The organism is Lysinibacillus sp. NPDC048646, from assembly GCF_050272295.1.
GTDB lineage: Bacteria > Bacillota > Bacilli > Bacillales_A > Planococcaceae > Lysinibacillus.
Genome location: NZ_JBNNLZ010000006.1, coordinates 140,818 through 159,771, shown reverse-complemented (window position 1 = coordinate 159,771; position 18,954 = coordinate 140,818). Strand labels below are relative to the sequence as shown.

General features: G+C 36.9%; 23 protein-coding genes. 8 read left to right on the top strand and 15 right to left on the bottom strand.

Features of this window, described 5'->3' with window-relative positions; all coding sequences use genetic code 11:
- Positions 1 to 148 precede the first annotated feature (148 nt).
- From ACQKII_RS09685 to ACQKII_RS09675, 3 genes are read left to right on the top strand one after another with little or no spacing between them, the layout of a single operon-like run.
- Positions 149 to 493 (top strand): ImmA/IrrE family metallo-endopeptidase, encoded by a 345-nt coding sequence (locus tag ACQKII_RS09685; RefSeq protein WP_427458744.1) that lies wholly within the window; start codon positions 149 to 151, stop codon positions 491 to 493.
- A gap of 26 nt (positions 494 to 519) precedes the next feature.
- Positions 520 to 774 (top strand): hypothetical protein, encoded by a 255-nt coding sequence (locus ACQKII_RS09680; protein WP_427458664.1) that lies wholly within the window; start codon positions 520 to 522, stop codon positions 772 to 774.
- On the top strand, positions 761 to 1,114 hold the full coding sequence (locus ACQKII_RS09675) for a tyrosine-type recombinase/integrase (RefSeq protein WP_427458662.1): 354 nt from the start codon (positions 761 to 763) through the stop codon (positions 1,112 to 1,114). The genes ACQKII_RS09680 and ACQKII_RS09675 overlap by 14 nt, the downstream gene beginning before the upstream one ends.
- Before the next feature lie 379 nt (positions 1,115 to 1,493).
- Here ACQKII_RS09675 and ACQKII_RS09670 read toward each other — a convergent pair whose 3' ends face one another.
- The 3 genes from ACQKII_RS09670 to ACQKII_RS09660 are packed head-to-tail and all read right to left on the bottom strand — an operon-like array spanning position 1,494 to position 3,875.
- Positions 1,494 to 2,027, bottom strand: a complete 534-nt coding sequence (locus ACQKII_RS09670) for a hypothetical protein (protein WP_427458660.1) — start codon at positions 2,025 to 2,027, stop codon at positions 1,494 to 1,496.
- 14 nt (positions 2,028 to 2,041) lie between these two features.
- A complete protein-coding gene (locus tag ACQKII_RS09665) occupies positions 2,042 to 2,638 on the bottom strand; it encodes a replication-relaxation family protein (protein WP_427458658.1) in 597 nt (198 codons plus the stop codon).
- Positions 2,577 to 3,875 carry an FtsK/SpoIIIE domain-containing protein gene (locus ACQKII_RS09660; RefSeq protein WP_427458656.1) on the bottom strand — a complete coding sequence of 433 codons (1,299 nt, stop codon included), beginning with the start codon at positions 3,873 to 3,875 and terminating at the stop codon, positions 2,577 to 2,579. Before ACQKII_RS09660 ends, ACQKII_RS09665 begins: the two co-directional genes overlap by 62 nt.
- Before the next feature lie 265 nt (positions 3,876 to 4,140).
- Between ACQKII_RS09660 and ACQKII_RS09655 the strand changes: the two genes are divergently transcribed.
- The 4 genes from ACQKII_RS09655 to ACQKII_RS09640 all read left to right on the top strand — a co-directional run bounded on the left by ACQKII_RS09655 (position 4,141) and on the right by ACQKII_RS09640 (position 5,733).
- The gene (locus ACQKII_RS09655) at positions 4,141 to 4,359 is read left to right on the top strand and encodes a helix-turn-helix domain-containing protein (RefSeq protein ID WP_427458654.1); all 219 of its coding nucleotides are present in this window, start codon (positions 4,141 to 4,143) and stop codon (positions 4,357 to 4,359) included.
- Between the two features lie 85 nt (positions 4,360 to 4,444).
- Entirely contained in the window at positions 4,445 to 4,981 is a 537-nt protein-coding gene (locus ACQKII_RS09650; protein ID WP_427458652.1) for a hypothetical protein, read from the top strand.
- A gap of 123 nt (positions 4,982 to 5,104) precedes the next feature.
- Positions 5,105 to 5,251, top strand: a complete 147-nt coding sequence (locus ACQKII_RS09645) for a hypothetical protein (protein ID WP_369436200.1) — start codon at positions 5,105 to 5,107, stop codon at positions 5,249 to 5,251.
- A gap of 233 nt (positions 5,252 to 5,484) precedes the next feature.
- Positions 5,485 to 5,733, top strand: a complete 249-nt coding sequence (locus tag ACQKII_RS09640) for a DNA-binding protein (RefSeq protein ID WP_427458650.1) — start codon at positions 5,485 to 5,487, stop codon at positions 5,731 to 5,733.
- A 41-nt stretch (positions 5,734 to 5,774) separates the two neighbouring features.
- On the opposite strand, the gene ACQKII_RS09635 is transcribed toward ACQKII_RS09640, so the two are convergent.
- The 3 genes from ACQKII_RS09635 to ACQKII_RS09625 all read right to left on the bottom strand — a co-directional run bounded on the left by ACQKII_RS09635 (position 5,775) and on the right by ACQKII_RS09625 (position 6,742).
- Positions 5,775 to 6,116, bottom strand: a complete 342-nt coding sequence (locus ACQKII_RS09635; RefSeq protein ID WP_427458649.1) for an aconitate hydratase — start codon at positions 6,114 to 6,116, stop codon at positions 5,775 to 5,777.
- Positions 6,113 to 6,334 (bottom strand): transcriptional regulator, encoded by a 222-nt coding sequence (locus tag ACQKII_RS09630; RefSeq protein WP_427458647.1) that lies wholly within the window; start codon positions 6,332 to 6,334, stop codon positions 6,113 to 6,115. The genes ACQKII_RS09635 and ACQKII_RS09630 overlap by 4 nt, the downstream gene beginning before the upstream one ends.
- A 135-nt stretch (positions 6,335 to 6,469) precedes the next feature.
- Positions 6,470 to 6,742: a hypothetical protein gene (locus ACQKII_RS09625; protein WP_427458645.1), complete on the bottom strand. Its 273-nt coding sequence runs from the start codon at positions 6,740 to 6,742 to the stop codon at positions 6,470 to 6,472.
- Between the two features lie 81 nt (positions 6,743 to 6,823).
- On the opposite strand from ACQKII_RS09625, the gene ACQKII_RS09620 reads away from it, so the two are divergent.
- Positions 6,824 to 7,411 (top strand): hypothetical protein, encoded by a 588-nt coding sequence (locus ACQKII_RS09620; protein ID WP_427458644.1) that lies wholly within the window; start codon positions 6,824 to 6,826, stop codon positions 7,409 to 7,411.
- A 135-nt stretch (positions 7,412 to 7,546) separates the two neighbouring features.
- Here the strand turns inward: ACQKII_RS09620 and ACQKII_RS09615 are convergent, their stop codons facing one another.
- From ACQKII_RS09615 to ACQKII_RS09575, 9 genes are all read right to left on the bottom strand, one after another.
- Entirely contained in the window at positions 7,547 to 8,215 is a 669-nt protein-coding gene (locus ACQKII_RS09615) for a M15 family metallopeptidase (RefSeq protein ID WP_427458642.1), read from the bottom strand.
- Complete coding sequence (locus ACQKII_RS09610) at positions 8,212 to 8,472, bottom strand: phage holin (protein ID WP_427458640.1); 261 nt, start codon at positions 8,470 to 8,472, stop codon at positions 8,212 to 8,214. The genes ACQKII_RS09615 and ACQKII_RS09610 overlap by 4 nt, the downstream gene beginning before the upstream one ends.
- Entirely contained in the window at positions 8,462 to 8,749 is a 288-nt protein-coding gene (locus ACQKII_RS09605) for a hypothetical protein (RefSeq protein WP_427458638.1), read from the bottom strand. The genes ACQKII_RS09610 and ACQKII_RS09605 overlap by 11 nt, the downstream gene beginning before the upstream one ends.
- A gap of 117 nt (positions 8,750 to 8,866) precedes the next feature.
- Complete coding sequence (locus ACQKII_RS09600) at positions 8,867 to 10,225, bottom strand: polysaccharide deacetylase family protein (protein WP_427458637.1); 1,359 nt, start codon at positions 10,223 to 10,225, stop codon at positions 8,867 to 8,869.
- 4 nt (positions 10,226 to 10,229) lie between these two features.
- Entirely contained in the window at positions 10,230 to 11,363 is a 1,134-nt protein-coding gene (locus ACQKII_RS09595; RefSeq protein ID WP_427458635.1) for a GLUG motif-containing protein, read from the bottom strand.
- The gene (locus ACQKII_RS09590) at positions 11,356 to 13,650 is read right to left on the bottom strand and encodes a hypothetical protein (RefSeq protein ID WP_427458633.1); all 2,295 of its coding nucleotides are present in this window, start codon (positions 13,648 to 13,650) and stop codon (positions 11,356 to 11,358) included. The genes ACQKII_RS09595 and ACQKII_RS09590 overlap by 8 nt, the downstream gene beginning before the upstream one ends.
- Positions 13,647 to 14,039: a distal tail protein Dit gene (locus ACQKII_RS09585; protein WP_427458631.1), complete on the bottom strand. Its 393-nt coding sequence runs from the start codon at positions 14,037 to 14,039 to the stop codon at positions 13,647 to 13,649. Before ACQKII_RS09585 ends, ACQKII_RS09590 begins: the two co-directional genes overlap by 4 nt.
- A 1-nt stretch (position 14,040) precedes the next feature.
- A complete protein-coding gene (locus ACQKII_RS09580; RefSeq protein ID WP_427458629.1) occupies positions 14,041 to 18,276 on the bottom strand; it encodes a tape measure protein in 4,236 nt (1,411 codons plus the stop codon).
- 159 nt (positions 18,277 to 18,435) lie between these two features.
- Positions 18,436 to 18,906, bottom strand: coding sequence for a hypothetical protein (locus tag ACQKII_RS09575; protein WP_427458627.1), 471 nt, complete (start codon positions 18,904 to 18,906; stop codon positions 18,436 to 18,438).
- Positions 18,907 to 18,954 lie beyond the last annotated feature (48 nt).

The window sequence follows — 18,954 nt, the reverse complement described above, 5'->3', positions numbered from 1 at the left end:
TGAAGATTTTGTTAAAAAATTGTATACCCGTATGGGGATTTTGAAACCCAATCAACTGGATTATATGTACATTGCTAATGAGCTCGGCATAAAGGTTTTTCCTGTTCCCTATGAAAATGGTACAAGCTAGGCATTATTTGCTTACGAAATACCTTTTATTTTTTTAGCACAAAACTTTACCGTTGCACAAAAGTGGCAGGAATTTTGCCATGTACTACAGCACACTGGCAATCACAGCGTAATGCCACCCTCTGGGATCGGGCATCAAGAAAACAAAGCAAATAATTTTATGTATCATGCTTGTATACCAACATTTATGTTGAATAGGTTAGAAATCTATAGTGGCAATGTAATTACCGTGCTACATATACAACATCTTTTTAATGTCGAATACGATTTTGCAGAAAAACGTCTCGAACAATACATAAGCAACAAATATAATATGCTGAATTGGTATAAAACTACACATGACCACGTGTCACTATATGAATAACAATCGAATTGGAGGTTTATAAAGATATGGCCAGTGTGACGAAGTATGGGGAAAAGTGGCAGTATACAGCATATAGATATACGAATGGCAAGTTTAATTCAGTGACGTTTACAACAAAAAAAGAAGCACAAGTTGCTGCTCCAGCAATAAAAATGCGTTTACAAAAAGGTACAAATATCTTAACGCGAGACAGGGTATTTGTGGAGTATTTTGAGTCCTGGATAGAAAAATATAAAACCAATAAGTATAAAAACACTTATCGTCATTATGAGGACTCTTGAGGATTTTATAAATCAGTCTGAAGACAATGAAAATGGTTTAATTTTCTATACAGATGGGAACGTTAAAGTAGTAAGCAACGAAGATGCCAATAAAAGGTTGAAAGAAATATTAATTGATTTAGGTATTCAAGAAATTACCTGCCACGGCTTAAGGCATACTCATGCTAGCGTATTATTATATGAAGGCGTAAATACGCAGTATGTCTCTGAACGATTAGGTCATGAGTCCATTTTTACTACAATGCATACCTATGCACATGTTTTGCGAGAATTACGTACTAGAGAAGAACAAAAAGCGTTAAGTATTTATGAGAATATGTTGGATAAAGAAGATGTGTAGTGTGTAGTATTTGTGTAGTGTGTAGTATTTGTGTAGTGCAGTTTCTTTTTCTATCGTTTTTTAACGACTTCTTGATTGTTACGATAAAATAGAAAAACCTCACAAACGTTGGTACAATAACGTTTACAAGGTTTCCCTTTTATATCACAAGGTTTCTTAAAAAGTAAAATGGCGCCCTCGGAGGGAATCTAATTACCCTCACAAAAGCATGATAGTATGGGATTTCGCGACATCCATGTGTAACATTTGTGCAAAGTTTTATTTTTTACTCAAAAATTATAGATGAAGTTCAATCAACGTTAGTCATTCTAGCATAGTTACATTCAATAATACAACCCTTAATTTGACCGCCTCTAACAAGGTGGTCTTTCTTCCTTTGTTAAATAGCTTCGCCAATGGATTTTAAAATTTCTAAAAATAATGGTGACATCTGAATTAATACATAACCTAGCCCCGCATTCATAATCATGCTCCAAGCTTTCTCGTTATTTCCAAACATAAAGAAGAAACATGCACCCACCATAATCACGCTTGCAATCGGGAATGAAATTGCGACTAATACCTGGACGACAGGATCTAAAATAGTGGCCAACATTTCTAACGACTTATCTGCAATCACTCCTACAGGTTGCGCTATTGCATTAGTAGGCAATACAGAAGGTATTTGGGCTATTACTGGCTCTGAAATCGGCTGTTGAACTGGAACATTAACAGGAAGAATTGTGGAGGAATAAGCATTCTTGAAATTGTTATACATAAACAATCCTGTACCAACAGCTGTAACGGCAGGGACCGAAGCAGCTATTACCACATGCATTAAAGTCGCATATTTTTCATCACCCATAAATCGGTCTGAAAAATCCGTGTACTCATTCGCTGATACAACCTCTGTTTTAATACGCTTTTTAAACATTTTCATTCCTCCTCTTATTTAATATCATCAATCGTGTAAACTTTAAAATTCGGTAATCCATTACACGCTTCTGTTAACTGTTTTCTTCTTAACTCTGTTGTGGTCATCCACAATAACACAGGGTAATGCCCTAACTGCAACGCAATGTTCGGCATCAACTCCTTGTACCTAGATACCTTCGAACGATTTTCTTGCATGGTTTGCAAGTGATCCACCTCTAATAAATAAGCAAATCCATCCTTATTAAACATTGCATCAGCAATAACAAATGTATTTTTATTTTCTATTTTCAATTCATTTTTCCACTCTGACGGGCATCCCTGATACAGCCACATGTCATTACGCATCACCGTATGTTCAACGTGACTTCCCTTTTTGCGTATTTTTTCGCAACCAACATATAATCTTCCTTCACGGTTTAAATAATAAATACTTTGATACCCATTTCTAACGCATTGAAGGAATTCTGATAAATTGTTAAGCACTCTGTTTGTATTGCGAATAGTTCCTAATCTAAGGTACTTATTTAATTGATCGCGAGTAAGGAAATCAAACTTCTGTAAAAGTAACAATATCTGTTCTTCCCTGTTTGACAAAGGTTTCTTTTTCATTGATTTCCTCCTCTTTTAATACGTGCGGAAGGATAGTGGATTGAATAACATCTGAGGTAATAAGTGGCGTTTGTAGAATCTCACGTTTATCTGCTGTTTGGTAAATGGCTCTCCCTTTTATTTGTGGAAGTGATTCTGCTCCTGTTTCGTCCAAAACTACTCTGGAAGCTGTTGCTGATTGTACTCTAAAGGATAATTTTGCATCTGAATTTTGTTTACATTGTCTTGGAATTACATCACCTGTCGGATATTGTGTTGCAAGAATTTGCCGGAAACCAAGTCCAGCTCCTAGACGCGCAATTTGCGACATAATTGTTTGGCACTGCTGCTTTATTAGTTTTTCCTCTTTAGTAACCGCTTCTAATGGGTTTAACTCTCCTACTTCATCCACAATGATGAAATAACGATTTTTCATTCTACCCTCTTGCACATTCTTTTTGCCCTTCCGCCTTAATTCCGACTGAATTTCTCGCATACGATTATAAGCTAATTGCAAAGTCTTTAAAGCCTCATCGGACTCATATGCAATTGATACAGTTTGCTTAATGTTTTCAAAGTCACACAGTTCCACGCCACCTTTTAAATCAATCAGAAATAATTTAACGTTATCAGGATTGCTTTGTAACAAACTACATACAGTTGAATTAATGAAGTTGCTCTTCCCGTACCTTGTAGCGCCACCAAGAACCAAGTGAGGTATCAATTCAAAGTCATGGTATCTAAATTCATTCATGGCTCTTGAAACGCCTACAGGCACTTTCCAGCCCTCCCCTGCTACAAACTGCACCTTTTTAGCCATCGGTTTATCATAAACTCTTACAATTAATAATCCATCGTAATCAAGCTCTATTTCTTTTTGTTCGGTCAATTTGGTCTGCCGTAACTTCTTTATATTGTAAAAAAAATCGTCTTGCCAATTTATCTCTAATAAATCATTAAGACTAATCCGCTTCCTTCGATTGTTTAAACCATCTTCTAAGATTCTAATTTTTGCTATATAATCATCAAAGCTTCGTCCAAGTGGAATCCGATACTTATACTCCCATCCCCATTCATGTTTTCTCTTTTTGATTAACTGAGTTGTCAATGTATCTTTTCCGTCTTTCACATTTAGTCCACTCAATGACATAATGCGTTGTATTTTCCCACTTTCATTCGAGACCAAATTCTGTTTTTTTCTAAAGGCATGAAATGCAATCCCACCAAAAATTGAACTTGTGACTATTTCAAAAAGCATTCAGCATCCCCTTTTTAAGATAATAAGCTTCACGGTTATCTTACATAGTAAGAGTTGCGGCAATCGGGAATAAAATATTCTGAGGTAAGATGAGTGTTCTCTTGTAAGGACAACTTACCTATTTAAGAATTAGACTAGAAGGAAAACGAGTACTGTATCGAGAACTACATTAAGAAGAATTAATTTTTGTTTATATATCGGTATGCACAAATTTCTGTATTGATTCCTAAATGTCGGTATTTAATTATTTTTAGTTGAGGTGAAAATGTTGGAAATACAATTGAACTTGAAGAAGATTTTGTCAGAACGAGGTATTACTCAGAAAGAATTAGCTGAGAAAACCGGTTTACGACAAAATATAATTAGCGAAATAGCAAATAATCAACGTCAAATAATATACAGAGAACATGTAGCAAAAATAATTGAATACCTTGAAATCTCGGACATGAATGAAATATTTGAGCTTAAAAAAACAGATAACTAACTTTTAGTTGTCTGTTTTTTATTATGTACTTTTTCCAATTATAAACTTAAAATGGAAATCATAAGGAAGGATAAGGGTGATACATATGAATGCTAGAACGAAGAAAGGTTGTTCAATTGGTTGTTTTGGCGTAATAGTTTTAATAGTCATCGTATTAATAATTGCTGGATCAATAGACTCAAGTAACAGAGGCGATAAAAAAGGTGCGTCTAAAAAAGCCTTAGATACTTCACTTCCAATTGAGGAACGCATAGAGTATGCCATTTTAGGGGCTTTAGGAGAAAAGAACAACATGAGCGACTCAAGAGCCGTAAGTGTGATTACAAACAACAACAATGCAACAATTAACTTTATTGCAGATGAATCAACCAGCTATACATCTTTAGAGTCAGATATAATAGATGTATTGGAAAGTCTTAAAGTAATTGACAATCTAAATATTGTTACAATTAATGCACAAGCTATGTTCGTTGACAAATACGGCAATAAATCTGTTGATAATGGATTAACGGTAAGTATTGATAAATCCGAAATTGATAAAATAAATTTTGATAATTTTTATAACGAGCAATTAAAGTTAGTTGTAAGTTCGTACTCATTACATCCTGTTTATAGAAATTAAGTCACTCAACGAGTGGCTTTTTTCATTAATTTTTTTACATAACAAGAAAATAAATCAATAATATCTGTTGACTTATGTAAATAGATATTATATAATAAGAGTATAAGAAAGGAGGTGAACAAAGTGGATTACGATAAGATTCTAGCTTACCTAGTAGCTATCGCAACAATCGCAAACTTACTTACAAGTTCAGCGAAAAACATAAGCGATATGAAAAGTAAGAAAAAAGAAAAGCGACGCCCCTCTCGCAAAGGAAAACGTCGCAAGTAACCATATGAAGGAGGTTAACCCCTCCTTTCTATAATCTTATCACATCCATTTCATTATGAAAAATATTGGATATGTTGCAGCATTAGCATTTGCCCTTTATGTATTAACAGATATGGTTAACTGGCAAGAACCAAAGTTTTTTGATTACTTCATGATTGTCACTTACTCAATCTGTCTTTTATTAGTTATATTTAATATTGTCCTGTATTTTAAGAAGAAAAGAGGTTAGCCAATTGACGGCATACAAAGTAGATAATAAAGATGAATTTATTAAGTTGGTACAATCTGAAATATTAACAACCTCAGAAGTTTTGGAGGAACTACAAATAACTCGGCAAGCATTAAACTCACTTGTAAAGCGTGGTAAGTTAGTTCCTGTAAAAGAATTAAGTCGAGATAAATTATATTTGAGAGAAGATATAAAAAGTAGGAAAGAAGCAGCTAAGGAGCTTCATACAAAATATAGACCGTATGATGAATAACCAAAAAAGACCAGGTACTCACTATATAAATGAGCGCCTGGTTATTTATTTTGGTGACTTAATAATAATTTTTCCACCTGCGTTTTCAAGGCATGATTAGCATATGTCAACACTAAATCCTCGCCTGCTGTAGCAACCCTTAAATCACTAAAGTATTCATCAATCTTTTCCCACTTCACGACTCTAATTTTATCTTTGGCCAACAATCTTTTAGCGTTGTAACATTCTTGCGATATGTCGTCTAAAAGCTTATCAAGTATCGGCAAATAGACTTTGCTCATTTTTAAGGTTTCAATCACCTTGTAGTCACGCTGTAATGATTGAACAGCCATATCATAAACCACAAATTTATGAAGTAGTCGCCTTTGCTCAAAGCTAATCATACCACCGAACGCTCTTTATGAAGGACTGGAACAACCGCTAAAACATTATTGATAATAAATGTACGCTTTGCATTTCTTGTAAAACAGAACGCTTGAAACGAATCACCAACAATCTTAATGATTTTGATACGTCTTTTCGTTACAATACCTGACTTTGATACATACATCATATTTACAAATTGATTACGTTGCATTGCTTTAATAAGTTGCTCTTTCATCCTCTACACTCCCTCAACTAGAACGTTTGTTTGTAATTATAATAGAACGAACGTTCTTGTTTTAGCAAGTGAAAATTAATGGAAATAAAAAAGCCCAGGCTCAAAATTAATTTGAGTACCTGGGCTTTGTTTGTGTTAACTAACATTTTGACTATTACTATTTAGTTTTAACAATATAAAAATAACTAAAAAAATAATAGAGAGTCCTAATGGAGCAAATGTCACGAAATTAATTAATGCATTATTCATCTCAAACCATTTTTGAATAGGTTCTTCTTGTTCAAATACAAAATTTGGATTCTCCAATATAAAAGCAATTCTATTTAATAAAACTAAAAAACAAAACATGAAAAAAGATAAAACACTGCAAATTAACATAAAAAACTCTTTTAAATTCATTTTATTCATAAAAACACCCTTTTACTTTTAAATTATTATGATATACTAATATTTGTAAGCATTAGAAAATATTAGGAGGAATTAGTAGAAATGAGAAAAATTTCTTTACTGCTTTTTGGAATTATACTTACATTATTGGTTTATGTTCCTAGTTTAGCAGAAGCAACCGAGGTAATTCAAGATGTAGATTATGAAGTTGGTAATACACCTGCAGCAGATTTATCTGAGGATAGTACAATGTACGAAGAAGAGTCTGTTGATGAAATAACGCCTAGATTTGGTCCAACAAACCTTACTTATAAAATTACTAAAAAGGAAGTTGTAGGTAGAGGCTGGGGAGATTTCAGAAATGGACCTACAGGTACAGGACCAGGAACATTAAGTATCAATCATTCAACTACTCTTAATCGTGAATTTACAAACACAATATCAGGAGAGTTCCCAATAGGAGAGGCTAAAATTGGAACATCACTAGGTGTAACAATTGGTAAAGCAAAAACTTACGGGACAACCTATACAATTAATCTTGCAAAGGGCGAGAAAAAAACAATTCAATTTCAGCCCAAATATGTAATATATGAAGTAACACAAAGAATGTACGCAAATGGAATAGCTACGAACACTTACAAAAAGGCTGAAGTTAAAGTATTTGAAGACTGGGATTACAGCTGGTATTAAATATTAGTCACACATTGAGCCGTCTGATTAGATGTGATTGATAGTATTATTTAAAAATGACCAAGACGGCAATTAAGCTATCTTGGTCTTTAGTATTTTTATGATAAAGCTCAACAAGTACTGTGCTGATTTTGACTATTTTTTATTATTTCTTCGTTGCTGAATTGTAATATACAACCCCATTAAACGATCCGTAGTCATCACACCATTCTGTAAATCCTTCAAATGCGATTCCTGAATAATTCCATCCTTAACAGCCTGTGCAATAAAGTTTTCTGTTTCAGTTTTCATAGCTGGCGAACCTGGATTCCAATTTGTCACTTTAATTTCCTCCTTTTTGTCTTCCACAATTAATTGAACTTTATATTTGCTGTTACTTGGAACGATTACAGTACCTTCTAACTTATAGCCCTTTGGCATTAACCAATTCGTCTTCACTTCAAAGTGTGGACGATCAATAGCATTCGTCCATGTACCTCCCCATTCAATACCTAACTTCTTGGCAATAGCTCCTACTCGATTTAGCGTAGTCACATCATATAAAGATTGTGGAGGACCAACGGCAATGTCCCATGCTAAACGTGATTTGTGGTTACTGTTTAGTGTCCATGTAACAATCTGCCCTGGTCTAGTGCGCCCCTGTGCATAGAGATACTTTTGCCGTTCCTGAGAGCGATATGTTTCAGTGATGAAGATGTTCTTAATTCCTGCCTTGTAACACTCCTGAAACAGCAATCGACATGCTGTTTGTGCGGCATGTAATAGCTCAGATAAGTCTCGGCATGTAGTCGTTACGCTTGTCATTTCACATCATCCTTTGGTTTGTCATAATCCATTGCCTGTGCGCTATCAGATGCCCCTTGCGTTGTTGGGTCGATGATAATACCAAGTAAACCTAAAATGCTTAGAACCGTCTCAGAAATTGCTGTAACTTGGTCATTGTAAATTGTTATATCAACATGAAAAATGCCCGCTATTTGATTAGCGAGCACGATAAGTAATGCTATTAATGACACCCAAAATTGCTTATGTTGTAAACGTACTTTCCAGTTAATTTTCATCTGTAATTCCCTCCAGTTTGTTTAATCGTTTATGTGCTGATTTTGTGGATTCTTCTACGCGAATCAAACGTTCATTTTGTGATTCAATTTTTCGCGCCTGGTCTTTAAAATCAAGTTTTATATCATCTACACCACGCGCTATATAATCAACCTTAGAAGAAATACTCGCTTCCGATGCACCTTGATCTTTGCTATCTTTTTTCATTGCGATAATTGCACCAAGCACGCCTAATACAGTACCGATTGCACCAAAAAGCAATGACATTTCAATACTCATATAACACCTACTCTCACCAATATAAAAGCCCTCCGCAATTATCTGTGGAAGGCAAATTCCCAAACGCTTGGGATTTTAGACAATAAAAATAACGCTAAGCCAATGCTTGCGTTTCATTTAGCTTTTATTTTCAGATACCCATTCTGAAATAGTTTTGACATCAATCAAATCTTTTTTCTCATAAATATAGTCCAATAGCGTTGAGAAATCATTTTGATTATAGGTAGTTCCCCATTCATCTTGTTCGGTGCCGATTTTATGCAAACAAAAAACTAACGTGCTTTGTGTAGTAATCGCTTGATCCACATAGCTCATTAGTATTGCAGCTGGGAGTGTGAGCACATTTTTTGTTTTGCCTATCAGTGCCTCTAATGGGAAGGTAGGTTCTAATCCTTCGACGAGTGTTCTTGCATACTGTAAATGTGGCTGTAAGGCACTTGTGACTTCCTTATTATGCCCCCCGTATGGGTAAGCTAAGATATTGGAAGCTCTGTGATAACCTCGCACGTTTAACCAATTCTTGCATGTCAATACTTCATTAATGGCAGTCGTAACAGAAACATTTGCAAGGTTTGGATGATTCGCTGTGTGATTGAACATATCCCAGCCATGCCGATGCATTTCTTCAATTTGGCTTTCTGACATGATTTCATCCTCTACGCCAATCCAGTTGGATATAACACCTATATTTCCTTTAAAACCTCGCTCAAGCATCATCGGAAATGCTATTTCATATTGACTCGTCCATGCGTCATCAAATGTGAATATCACAGACGGCTTCTTAGTTGCTTCCCCTACAAAAATCGAATCAAATGTTACTTTAACGATAGAGTATTCTACAGAAGCTACCAATAGCTGAACAGATTTAATACTCGAATCAAAGGGGCCTTCGCTTTCAGTAGGACTGTTTAAATCGATGCGAAGCTCATTCCATCCCTCCACCAGTGTATTAGCGCCAAATTCATAACTTCGATACGAGGTGTAATCAATGTCGTTTGCTAGATAGATGGCAAGCCCTGTCAAGTTATCACGGTTTTCTACATACACAAACATGGTCATCGTCTTTCTTTTGGTTAAACTAAATGGTCTAATGTTGTTATTTCTAATAGCTGTTGCGGTACCGTTGCTGATAGTGGTAATACCTTGTTTAGCATGTAATATATGAGTGTTGTCTGCACGTATTTCATAGCCGTAGCGCTTTACCCAATCAACCACATATGATCCGTCTAACACCATTGCTCCTTTTTGTTCTGTCGTCATATTTTTTCCTGTTGTAGGTACAAATGTTCCAAACGCAGCATTATAATATTGCGGAATAGGATAACCCAAAGCGTCTCGTATAAGCTTTAATTTTGTAAAGTCTTTTCCCTGGCCATTGGGTACTACAAAGGTTTGCAGTGATTCATCCCAGTACTGACCAGGTATCGGACTTCCTAGTGCATCACGTTGTAGTTTTTCTTGATTAAAAATAGTCATTTATTCACCGCCTGTAATTTGTTAGTGGTACCCGTGTGCATTTTTTAATAGCTCGTTTTAATTTGAAAATCGGATAAGATTTACCTTCTTCAATAGTCCAAATGTTATCAAAATCCCAATCTACATAATTTGATTTTGTTTGCATTTGCGCTGTATTTCTTGCTTCATGGATATCAGCTAGTTGCCAATATGTAGCCCAATTCTGACCGCTTATAGGTTGTGCTGGATAATTAGGTGGGAATGGATATCCTGCATTATAATCTTTAGCATCTTGCATTCTTATACATCTATAAAGCTCATCGTCAGTGCCTTTTGCGATTGTATTTTCAGAATAACTAAACAGAGGCTTCCAATATTCGACGCCTTTGTTCTCAATGTCACTGTAACAAGATGTTATAGTGCCTCCCTGATTGTTTGCGAATGGTGATTGTAGCGCAGCATATTCATTAGCGTGTTCAAAAGTTAATTCTGCGGACACATAGCAGTTAACGATATCACCATAACGCATATTTTCTGCAAATCCGCTGACTTGGCTGGAGCCATTATCACTATAACCAGTTACCTTACCTGTAACATAGCAATTTTCAATTAACTTACCTGTAAAGTTACCTACAAATCCACCTACATATTTACCTTTGATTTCTGAATTTATTACAGCGGATTGTTTAATGACTGACGTACCAGTTATAACCCCTGCCAAACCACCAACTGTATTAAAAAAACCTAATACTTGTACCTTCCCACTCACTGTGCATTCTGTAATTTGTGTGTTTGTTAACGTGCCTGCCAATACCCCCACTTCTTGAAAATTAGCAGCGCTGATATTAGCATTTTTTATATTTACATTTTTAATTTTTCCGCTATGACAATTATTAAATAATCCGAGCGAGCCTGATGTAGATGAAATAGTTAAATTATCAATCGTTAAATCAGAGCCATCATAAGATCCACTAAACTTATTGTTATTATTTATATCACCTAGAGGAATCCAATTGGGATATACAGACAAATCAATACTTTTAGTTTGTTTATAGCTTGCTGATGAGTTGTTTCTAACAGCATCTAAATCTTGAGCATCTTCCACAATAAAAGGAGATAGCTCTGTACCATCTCCACCCCCAAATAATCCATTAGCCAATAGGTTCACCTTCTTCCTCTAGAAGACCTTCTTGGCATACTGCTTGTATGCTAACATCAACCTCCCCACTGGATAGCCCTTTGACATCCACTGAGATGCCTGTATACATTTCCTCAGCGTCTTGTATATATGACCAATACGCCGTTACAGGTTCATCCTGTTCGATTTTTCCAATGCCTAATGTGACACTAACGACTTGGTTATAGGGCACTGTAAAATCAAATTGTGCGCCTGTACTTGTCGCTTTAACTGTTTCAGACTCGATATAATAACCATCGTTATTTTCGATTGGTTCATCACTCTGCTCTGTAAATTTAAAGCCATAACATGCTTGTTTATGCTTCGTCGGATTAAATACACTGGGTGGCTTTTCAAATGCTTCAATCACCATATACATGATAGTTAGACGAGGGAAATTCCAATCCATAATATCTTCATATTGCCTGACCGTTGCTACACCTTTACGACTGTAAGTGGTCACACGTACGTAATAATTACGATATTCACGCTGTAACGTTATTCGCAAGCCTTCAAATTGTTGTAAGTCTTGATAAAATATTTCTGCTTGTATCTCATTTAAAGCTGGTGAAGGTGGTAACATCACATTACTTAACTGCAAACAATTAATGTCACCTACTCGAATTTGATAAAACGGCTCAAACGGAATCTTTTCGAATGCAACGCCGTATACCACATTTTTATGAACAGCTGGATCATATTGTGAAAAGGGCACTTCTGAAACAACTATTAATAAGTATTCTGCATCCTCACGAGGTAGTTTCCAGTTGGGTAATTGGTCTTTTATCGACTCGTAATCATGTACAAATGGAATACCATCGGCGCTAAACGTCATAATGGACACTGTATAATGATTAAATTCACGCCTCAATGATAATTTAACACCCTCGTATTCTTGCATCAGATGATAATTTAATTTGGTCGAAAAATCATCTAGCTCTAAATCTTCCCCTTCGGTATCTATCAATAGTCCACTTTCACCAAGCATATTTTTCTTTCCGATTTTAAATTCACGTAACGGATCAATATAGGCTTTATTAAATTTAACGGCATAGTCTCTATATTTATGGATCTCAGGATTCAAATTTTCAAGTGGTACTTCGCTTATTGTGATACTGATTGCTTCCATTTTAGGTTTTGGAAATGTCCAGGTATTCATAACACCGGCTACACTTGCGAGTTTGTATTCTTCATATTTGTTATCCTCATACCATTCACCAATATATACATGGTATTTGCTATATTGGGGCTTAACAGCTAAAGACATCCCTTTGAATTCACCCTCGATATAATAATCAATAGAGGCTGAAATATCGTCTGGTAAGATGTCCTCCTCATCAAGCTCAATACCACTTAGTGCCATACAATTAATCTTTCCGATTTGCCAACTCTGCAAAAAGTAATTTACTGACGGATCTTCTTCTTTCCCTTCTTCTTTTTCATCGTTATTAATGATATTCACGATGTCACGTATAACCTGTCCTACGTCTAATTGTGGCACTTCTTTAAATAACGGGTTGTAACGCTTGCCTACGATGCGTTCAGATGCGTATATGTCCAAATCTGTATCTATCATCGTAACCGTATCTCCAAGCTCTGCTGACGCTATAGCTTGCTGCTGCGAGCCTGTCATTTTGCTAAAATCGACAATATCAACTTCGTGAGCATATTCGGTATAAAAAGAATCATTTAATTCTATTTTCTCTGTGATGGAACGAATATTTTTCCCGACTTCGAGGACAAGACCTTTATTGGCTCCGCGTCTATTCCGGACTATAATAGCAAACTTGTTGTACTCAATTTCTAAACCATTCTGGCGAGCAAATTCATTAATGCGACTGCGCCCACCTTTTGCGCTCGGGCGGTAGTAATAGTACCCACCTGCTAGATCATCAATATAAAAAGCACCAATTCCCCAACATTGAGAAATGATGTTTCCTGGTGACCCCTCATAAAATTCCTCTTCGTCTTCTGCAACAAATGGTGCAGCCGAAGGATTGTTTAATTCATAGCTAACATGTTCAAGCATCAATCTGATTTCTTTACTTCGATCACGCTGCTTGTCTACGCCAGCAATAATAAAGTAATCCCCATCAACCTCTAATAAATTTGGATAATGTAAGTACGATGGAAATGTATTTTCAGCTAGCTGCACATCAGCTGTAAATTGGTCGTTAATCACTTCGTAAAGCTCAACATTTATGACGTTTGTTAGTGTGCCAATTACCGATAAATTGCCGTTATTTAAAACTCTTATACCGTAATTCATACGGCCACCATATCAGGCGAACAACGAAAAGTTGCCCAAAACAGCCCTTCATTCACGATTTGCTCAATATTCTCACTTGAAATAAACTTGGCCATGTACGCCCATTTTGGATCGTTATCAAATATCAATCGTTCTTTATTTGTAGACTTAAAATACACACGTAAAGCACGGCAAGCATCATAATACGTTTGATTTAGCAACGGCGTAAGGAGAAATTGTATGCGGATTTCAATATCCCCGTCGCTGTTATCTGCTATCACTACACTGCCATTCATTTTAGGGAGCTTAATAAATGAATCGCTAAACTCACCAAAAAGGGGCCTTTCGGTATCCATCACCTCTAGACCCACCCGCGAACAATGGATATTTTTAAATGTTACATCGCACATACTATTTCCCCTTTCTGTCACGTTGTTGTTGTTCATAAATTTGGCGTGATATTTTTTTAACATCAGCTTCTTCACGGATGACAAACGTAGCACCTTCAAGCATACGTTCATAATTATTGTGAATGACCTGCGTCTCACCTCGTCCGCCACCGGCAGCATCGAATATCGCTTTACCAATTGCACCTAATACTCGCTCATTAAGTGGCAAGACTGCTTCTGGGCCAGCTTCTCCTACACCATGTAAGCCAGAGTTTGTATTGAATAATGTCGGCTTATTGAAGACGCCACCTTTTGCGTGCCACTGAATATCGATTTTGGGTAATCCTTCGCCAAACCAATCTAACGGATTAATCGAACCTTTAATTTTGAATTTCGGGACTTTCAGTTTGGGCCATTCAAAATCGAATTTAAAGAAGCCTTTTATGGCATCAATTGCTTTTTTAACTGCATCTTTTGCTTTTTCGATAGGTGTTTTGATGGCAGTTAAAATATTGTTCCATATTTCTTTTGTCTTCTTCCATGTTTCACTAAAATCCGTAAATTTCTTAATTTTATCCCAGCTATCTTTTACGAATTTTACGGCTAGACCCACTGGTTCACTTATAACTTTCAAAATCCATTGCCAGATTTTTTTTAGGAAGTCGCCAATCCAGCCAAATATTTTCTTTGTGGCTGCCCATATCTCATCCCAATATGCAATAACGGCAATAACTACAGCGGCCACTACAGCAACGATAGCTAAAACAGGCGCCGAAATAGTACCGACAGCCGCAACAATAGCGCCAGATGCCACGCTAAACGCTGTAGACAATGCAGGCCATAACATCATCAATCCGTTTATAATCGGCATTAAGGCGACGACAGCTCCGCCAAGTGTGCCAATCACGCCTATAATTCCGACTATGGTGGAGACTAAGACGGGATTTTCTTTTGCAAAACTAGCGACTCCACCGACTACTTTAGCAATAACATCTAATAACGGATGAAGTGCCTCTTTTACATCTGATACAGCTTGTTTAAGCTCTGTCATTGGATCTGCATCGAGTTGATCGGTCATTTCTTGAATTTTTTCTTGGCCTTCTGCTACAGTCACTTGGCCACTTGCTACATCCTTTAACACACTAACAATGGAGTCGCCCTGGTCTTCCCACATCGTTCCGAAAATTTCAACGCCTATCGCTTCGCGTAAAGTAGCATCTTCAATTTGTGACAACCATTGTGCCATGTCAGAAAAAGCTTTAGAACCCTCTTCTCCACCTTTTGCAATAGCTTTTCCCCAACCTTCCAGTTGAGAAAATAAAGCTTGTACAGCTGCACTGTCAGGTGGATCTTTAGCTATGGCCATCTTTTCGGCATTCATCGCTTTAAATGAATCTAGTTCGGCTTTATGTGCTTCTCGCACAGCATCCATTTCGTTCGTCAGTCGTTCGCTTAACGCTTGCTTGCGATTATTATGTTCTTCTTTTAACGCATCTAATTTAACTTTATTTACTTCTCTAGCTGCTTCAATCTGCGCTTTATTCGATTCGCTAAGTGCTTTTAATTCCTCTTGTTTCTGTTGTTGAAAAGCTTCTTTCTGGGCATTTTGACGTTCTTTTAAAGCTTCTTTTTCAACATTTGTTTGCTCTTTTAGCTGCTCTTTACGTTCATCAATCTCTGTTTTAAGGGCTTCTTTTTTTGCATCAGATGCTTCTTTCACGCTGTCCTTCTGTTCTTTTAAAGAATCAATTTGTCCTTTACGTTCTTCTCGTACCTTATCGATACGTAATTTCTCTTCGAAGTCCCGTAAAGCCCGCATAGCTTCTTGTCGTTCCGCACCTGTTTTTGCATTATTTACCCTCAAAGACAACTCCGAACGTTTTTGAGCGTTTTCTTGTTGTTTAATCGCTTTGTCTTCGGCTTCGGTTTTTGCGTTAAGTGCATTGATTTGAGCATCTAAAGCTTTTAACTGATTATATTTTTCTTCATCGATCAACTTCATGCGCTCTTTATATTCGTTATCGATGATTTTGATTTTTTCTTCGGATGCTTTTTCAAACTCGCGCACTTCGACTTCTAACGATTTCTCTAAGGCTCTTTGTTGCTTCTCGTAATTTTTAACAACTGCCTCATATTCGGCACTGAGTTTTTTTTCCAAACCACGTATTTGATACTCATAATTTTTAGATACAGCACTATACTCTTGATCTAATTTTTTAGACAATGCAGTTTGTTGTTGGGCATGGCTTTTAGATAGCGCTTTTTCTTGATTACTTAATGATCTTGAAAGCGCATCTTCTTGCTTTGTAAATCCGGCTTGCATCGTCGATAGCTGTTCGTCCGACATTTTTTGCGTATTGCCGACAACATCTCGAATGGCATCTTTCATGGATTCACTTACTCCACGGCCCATTTCAACCGCACGAATACGTCCTTCTTTTAAACCGTCCAGTAAATTATCAATATTCCAAGATTTTTCTTGAGACGCTCTTGTTAAAATATTTTCGATTTCTTGCGCATTGTAGCCGGCTCTTTTTAGTTGGACACCGTATTCTGAAATAATATCTAGCTGTTCAGGTGGAAAACCGATTTTAAGTAAACGATTAATTAAATTGGTTGCTTCGATGTTCGAAATGCCAAGCGCTTTTCCAACCTCGTTCGTTTCCTGAATCAATTCAGTAAAATCAATGCCACTATAAGCCTTGGTAATCACAGCTGAACCATTTACGACCTCTTGGTTTGCTTTGTCTGTTGCATCCTTATTAAGCGCCCATTGTCTGCGTACGCCCTCTAATGCAGCCTCTCCATCAACTCCATACGCTTCTACATCTTTAACAGCTTGTCGCACGGTATCCTTTGAAGATTCAGGTACATCAAAGGATATTTTAATAGATGTATCTAAACTCGCACTATCTAGCGCCTCTGACACTGCTGTCCCAATGCCGACAGCTGCAACCGCCGCGCCTGCCATAGACTTTAAACTATCCGTAAGCCCGTTTACTTCTTGTTCGGCTTCGTTTGCGTCTTCTCCAAGTCGTTCTAAATCACGACGGATTTCTTCGATATTGGAACCGTCTAATCTGGATAATGCCCGTCTAATCTCATCTATATTTGTGGATGTGCCTTGTGTAGCGCGTGAAATTTGTTCAAATGCTCTATCCAAGTCTTGTGCACTTGCTCGCCCCTGGTTAATCGCATTCACCATATCTGAACCAATAACATCCGCAAAGTCGTCTATGGAACGCCCTGTTACTTGCATTAAAGATCGTAGTTGATTAAAAGCTCTTTCTTGCGTCTCGATGGCTTGACGAGTCTCTGTAATTGTATTAGCCATCTGCTGTTGTGCTATACGGTTACGTTGTAACTGTTCTTCTAGCCTTTGTGCAGCTTGTGAATTTGCACCGTAAGCTGTTCGCGCAGCTTCTAACTGTTGTGCTGTCTCTTGTGTCTCTCTCTGCATAGCGCTATAAATTGCTTCTAAGCTACTTAATTTAGCGCCTAACTTTTGAGACTCCGAAGCTGTATGTTTCATTCCTTCTTGCTGTAGTCGCATGGCTTGCTGTAAGCTTTTTATCTCATCTGCCGTTGTTCGTGTCACATTATTTAAAGCACGTAAATTATTTTGTACGCTCTCGACACTTGCACCGTTATCTAATTGAGATAATGCTTGTCTTACCTCATTAACATTTGCCGATGTGCCTTGTGTAGCTTGGGTAATTTGAGTAAATGCACGATCTAATTGATTTGCGCTTGCTGACCCATTTTGAATAGCTCTGGTAAGATCACGGCCCAATAAATCAGAAAAATCACTGACCGATTGACCAGTGACTGTAAATAAATTTTCTAATTGTCGTAAAGATTGCGTTTGGTCTGCTTGCGCTTGCTCCGCACGCTGTAATGCTTGCTGTGTAGCTGTTATAGCGTTCGCCGCTTGTTGTTCGGCAATTTGATTTCTACGTAATTGCGTTTCAAGCTTTTTCGCCTCTTCTGAATTTTCACCCCACAGCGATCGTACCTCTTCTAACTGCCTTGCGGTTGCTTCTGTTTTTCTGCGTGCCACTTCATATATTTGTTGCAAGCTATCTAATTTTGATTCCAGCTTTTCAGAATCAGTAGCGTTGTGCTTCATCTGCTCTTGTTGGAGCTTCATCTGTTGACGTAATGACGCTGTTTCTTTATTCATTTCCGTCATAGACTTATTAAATTCTTGATTATAAGCCTTAAAGGTTATTTGTACTTCATTACTGTTATTCGCCACATCATCACTCTCCTATCAAGCTGTTGCTCCACCCGTCGAACGCTAGTTTGTTTGCATATATACGCTCTACCGTTGCAATTGGGCTATGCCAAAAGGTTTCGTGGTCGATGCCAGCTATTAATACATAGAGTGCATAAAAGTCCTCCACATGCTTGATAACTAGCTTTGGTGGCGGTGTTTTTTTTTAGATTTCTTTGTTTGCTTGTGTAATGCTTGAGCAAATTCATTCGAGTCAGAAAGTAATCCCGTTATTAAAGTGGCATAAAGTTTAATGGTTTCAGGTAAGGGGTGGTGATACATTTCTAAAAATTCATCGAATGATAAGCCTAAATTTTTATTTGCTCCAAGCACTGCTAAATAAATAACAGCTATTAATTTTTGTTCATCGAATGCATTCAATAATTCAAGTGAATTTTCCTCATCAGCTTGAGAAATAAGTGTTTCAAGTCCTTTTATTTTCAATAAATCCTCAAATAAACTAGACGCTAACAAACCCATGTCATAGCCTTTTTTTACTGCGGCATTCGTTAAAAATGCAGGGTGTACTTTTGCATTAATAAAGCGTTTTTCAAATTCACCTTCAACTTCCACGATTTCGACTTCTTTTAATTCCACCTTTTGAATTTTCATTGCCTTATCCTCCTATTTAGTCAAAATAAAACACCCCCGTATAGGAGG

Excerpts from the sequence above, each read along its gene's own strand:
- ACQKII_RS09680 (WP_427458664.1), top strand. The coding sequence starts at position 520 with ATGGCCAGTGTGACGAAGTATGGGGAAAAGTGGCAGTATACAGCATAT.
- ACQKII_RS09675 (WP_427458662.1), top strand. The coding sequence starts at position 761 with ATGAGGACTCTTGAGGATTTTATAAATCAGTCTGAAGACAATGAAAAT.
- ACQKII_RS09670 (WP_427458660.1), bottom strand. The coding sequence starts at position 2,027 with ATGTTTAAAAAGCGTATTAAAACAGAGGTTGTATCAGCGAATGAGTAC.
- ACQKII_RS09665 (WP_427458658.1), bottom strand. The coding sequence starts at position 2,638 with ATGAAAAAGAAACCTTTGTCAAACAGGGAAGAACAGATATTGTTACTT.
- ACQKII_RS09660 (WP_427458656.1), bottom strand. The coding sequence starts at position 3,875 with ATGCTTTTTGAAATAGTCACAAGTTCAATTTTTGGTGGGATTGCATTT.
- ACQKII_RS09655 (WP_427458654.1), top strand. The coding sequence starts at position 4,141 with ATGTTGGAAATACAATTGAACTTGAAGAAGATTTTGTCAGAACGAGGT.
- ACQKII_RS09650 (WP_427458652.1), top strand. The coding sequence starts at position 4,445 with ATGAATGCTAGAACGAAGAAAGGTTGTTCAATTGGTTGTTTTGGCGTA.
- ACQKII_RS09635 (WP_427458649.1), bottom strand. The coding sequence starts at position 6,116 with ATGATTAGCTTTGAGCAAAGGCGACTACTTCATAAATTTGTGGTTTAT.
- ACQKII_RS09630 (WP_427458647.1), bottom strand. The coding sequence starts at position 6,334 with ATGAAAGAGCAACTTATTAAAGCAATGCAACGTAATCAATTTGTAAAT.
- ACQKII_RS09625 (WP_427458645.1), bottom strand. The coding sequence starts at position 6,742 with ATGAATAAAATGAATTTAAAAGAGTTTTTTATGTTAATTTGCAGTGTT.
- ACQKII_RS09620 (WP_427458644.1), top strand. The coding sequence starts at position 6,824 with ATGAGAAAAATTTCTTTACTGCTTTTTGGAATTATACTTACATTATTG.
- ACQKII_RS09615 (WP_427458642.1), bottom strand. The coding sequence starts at position 8,215 with ATGACAAGCGTAACGACTACATGCCGAGACTTATCTGAGCTATTACAT.
- ACQKII_RS09610 (WP_427458640.1), bottom strand. The coding sequence starts at position 8,472 with ATGAAAATTAACTGGAAAGTACGTTTACAACATAAGCAATTTTGGGTG.
- ACQKII_RS09605 (WP_427458638.1), bottom strand. The coding sequence starts at position 8,749 with ATGAGTATTGAAATGTCATTGCTTTTTGGTGCAATCGGTACTGTATTA.
- ACQKII_RS09600 (WP_427458637.1), bottom strand. The coding sequence starts at position 10,225 with ATGACTATTTTTAATCAAGAAAAACTACAACGTGATGCACTAGGAAGT.
- ACQKII_RS09590 (WP_427458633.1), bottom strand. The coding sequence starts at position 13,650 with ATGAATTACGGTATAAGAGTTTTAAATAACGGCAATTTATCGGTAATT.
- ACQKII_RS09585 (WP_427458631.1), bottom strand. The coding sequence starts at position 14,039 with ATGTGCGATGTAACATTTAAAAATATCCATTGTTCGCGGGTGGGTCTA.
- ACQKII_RS09575 (WP_427458627.1), bottom strand. The coding sequence starts at position 18,906 with ATGAAAATTCAAAAGGTGGAATTAAAAGAAGTCGAAATCGTGGAAGTT.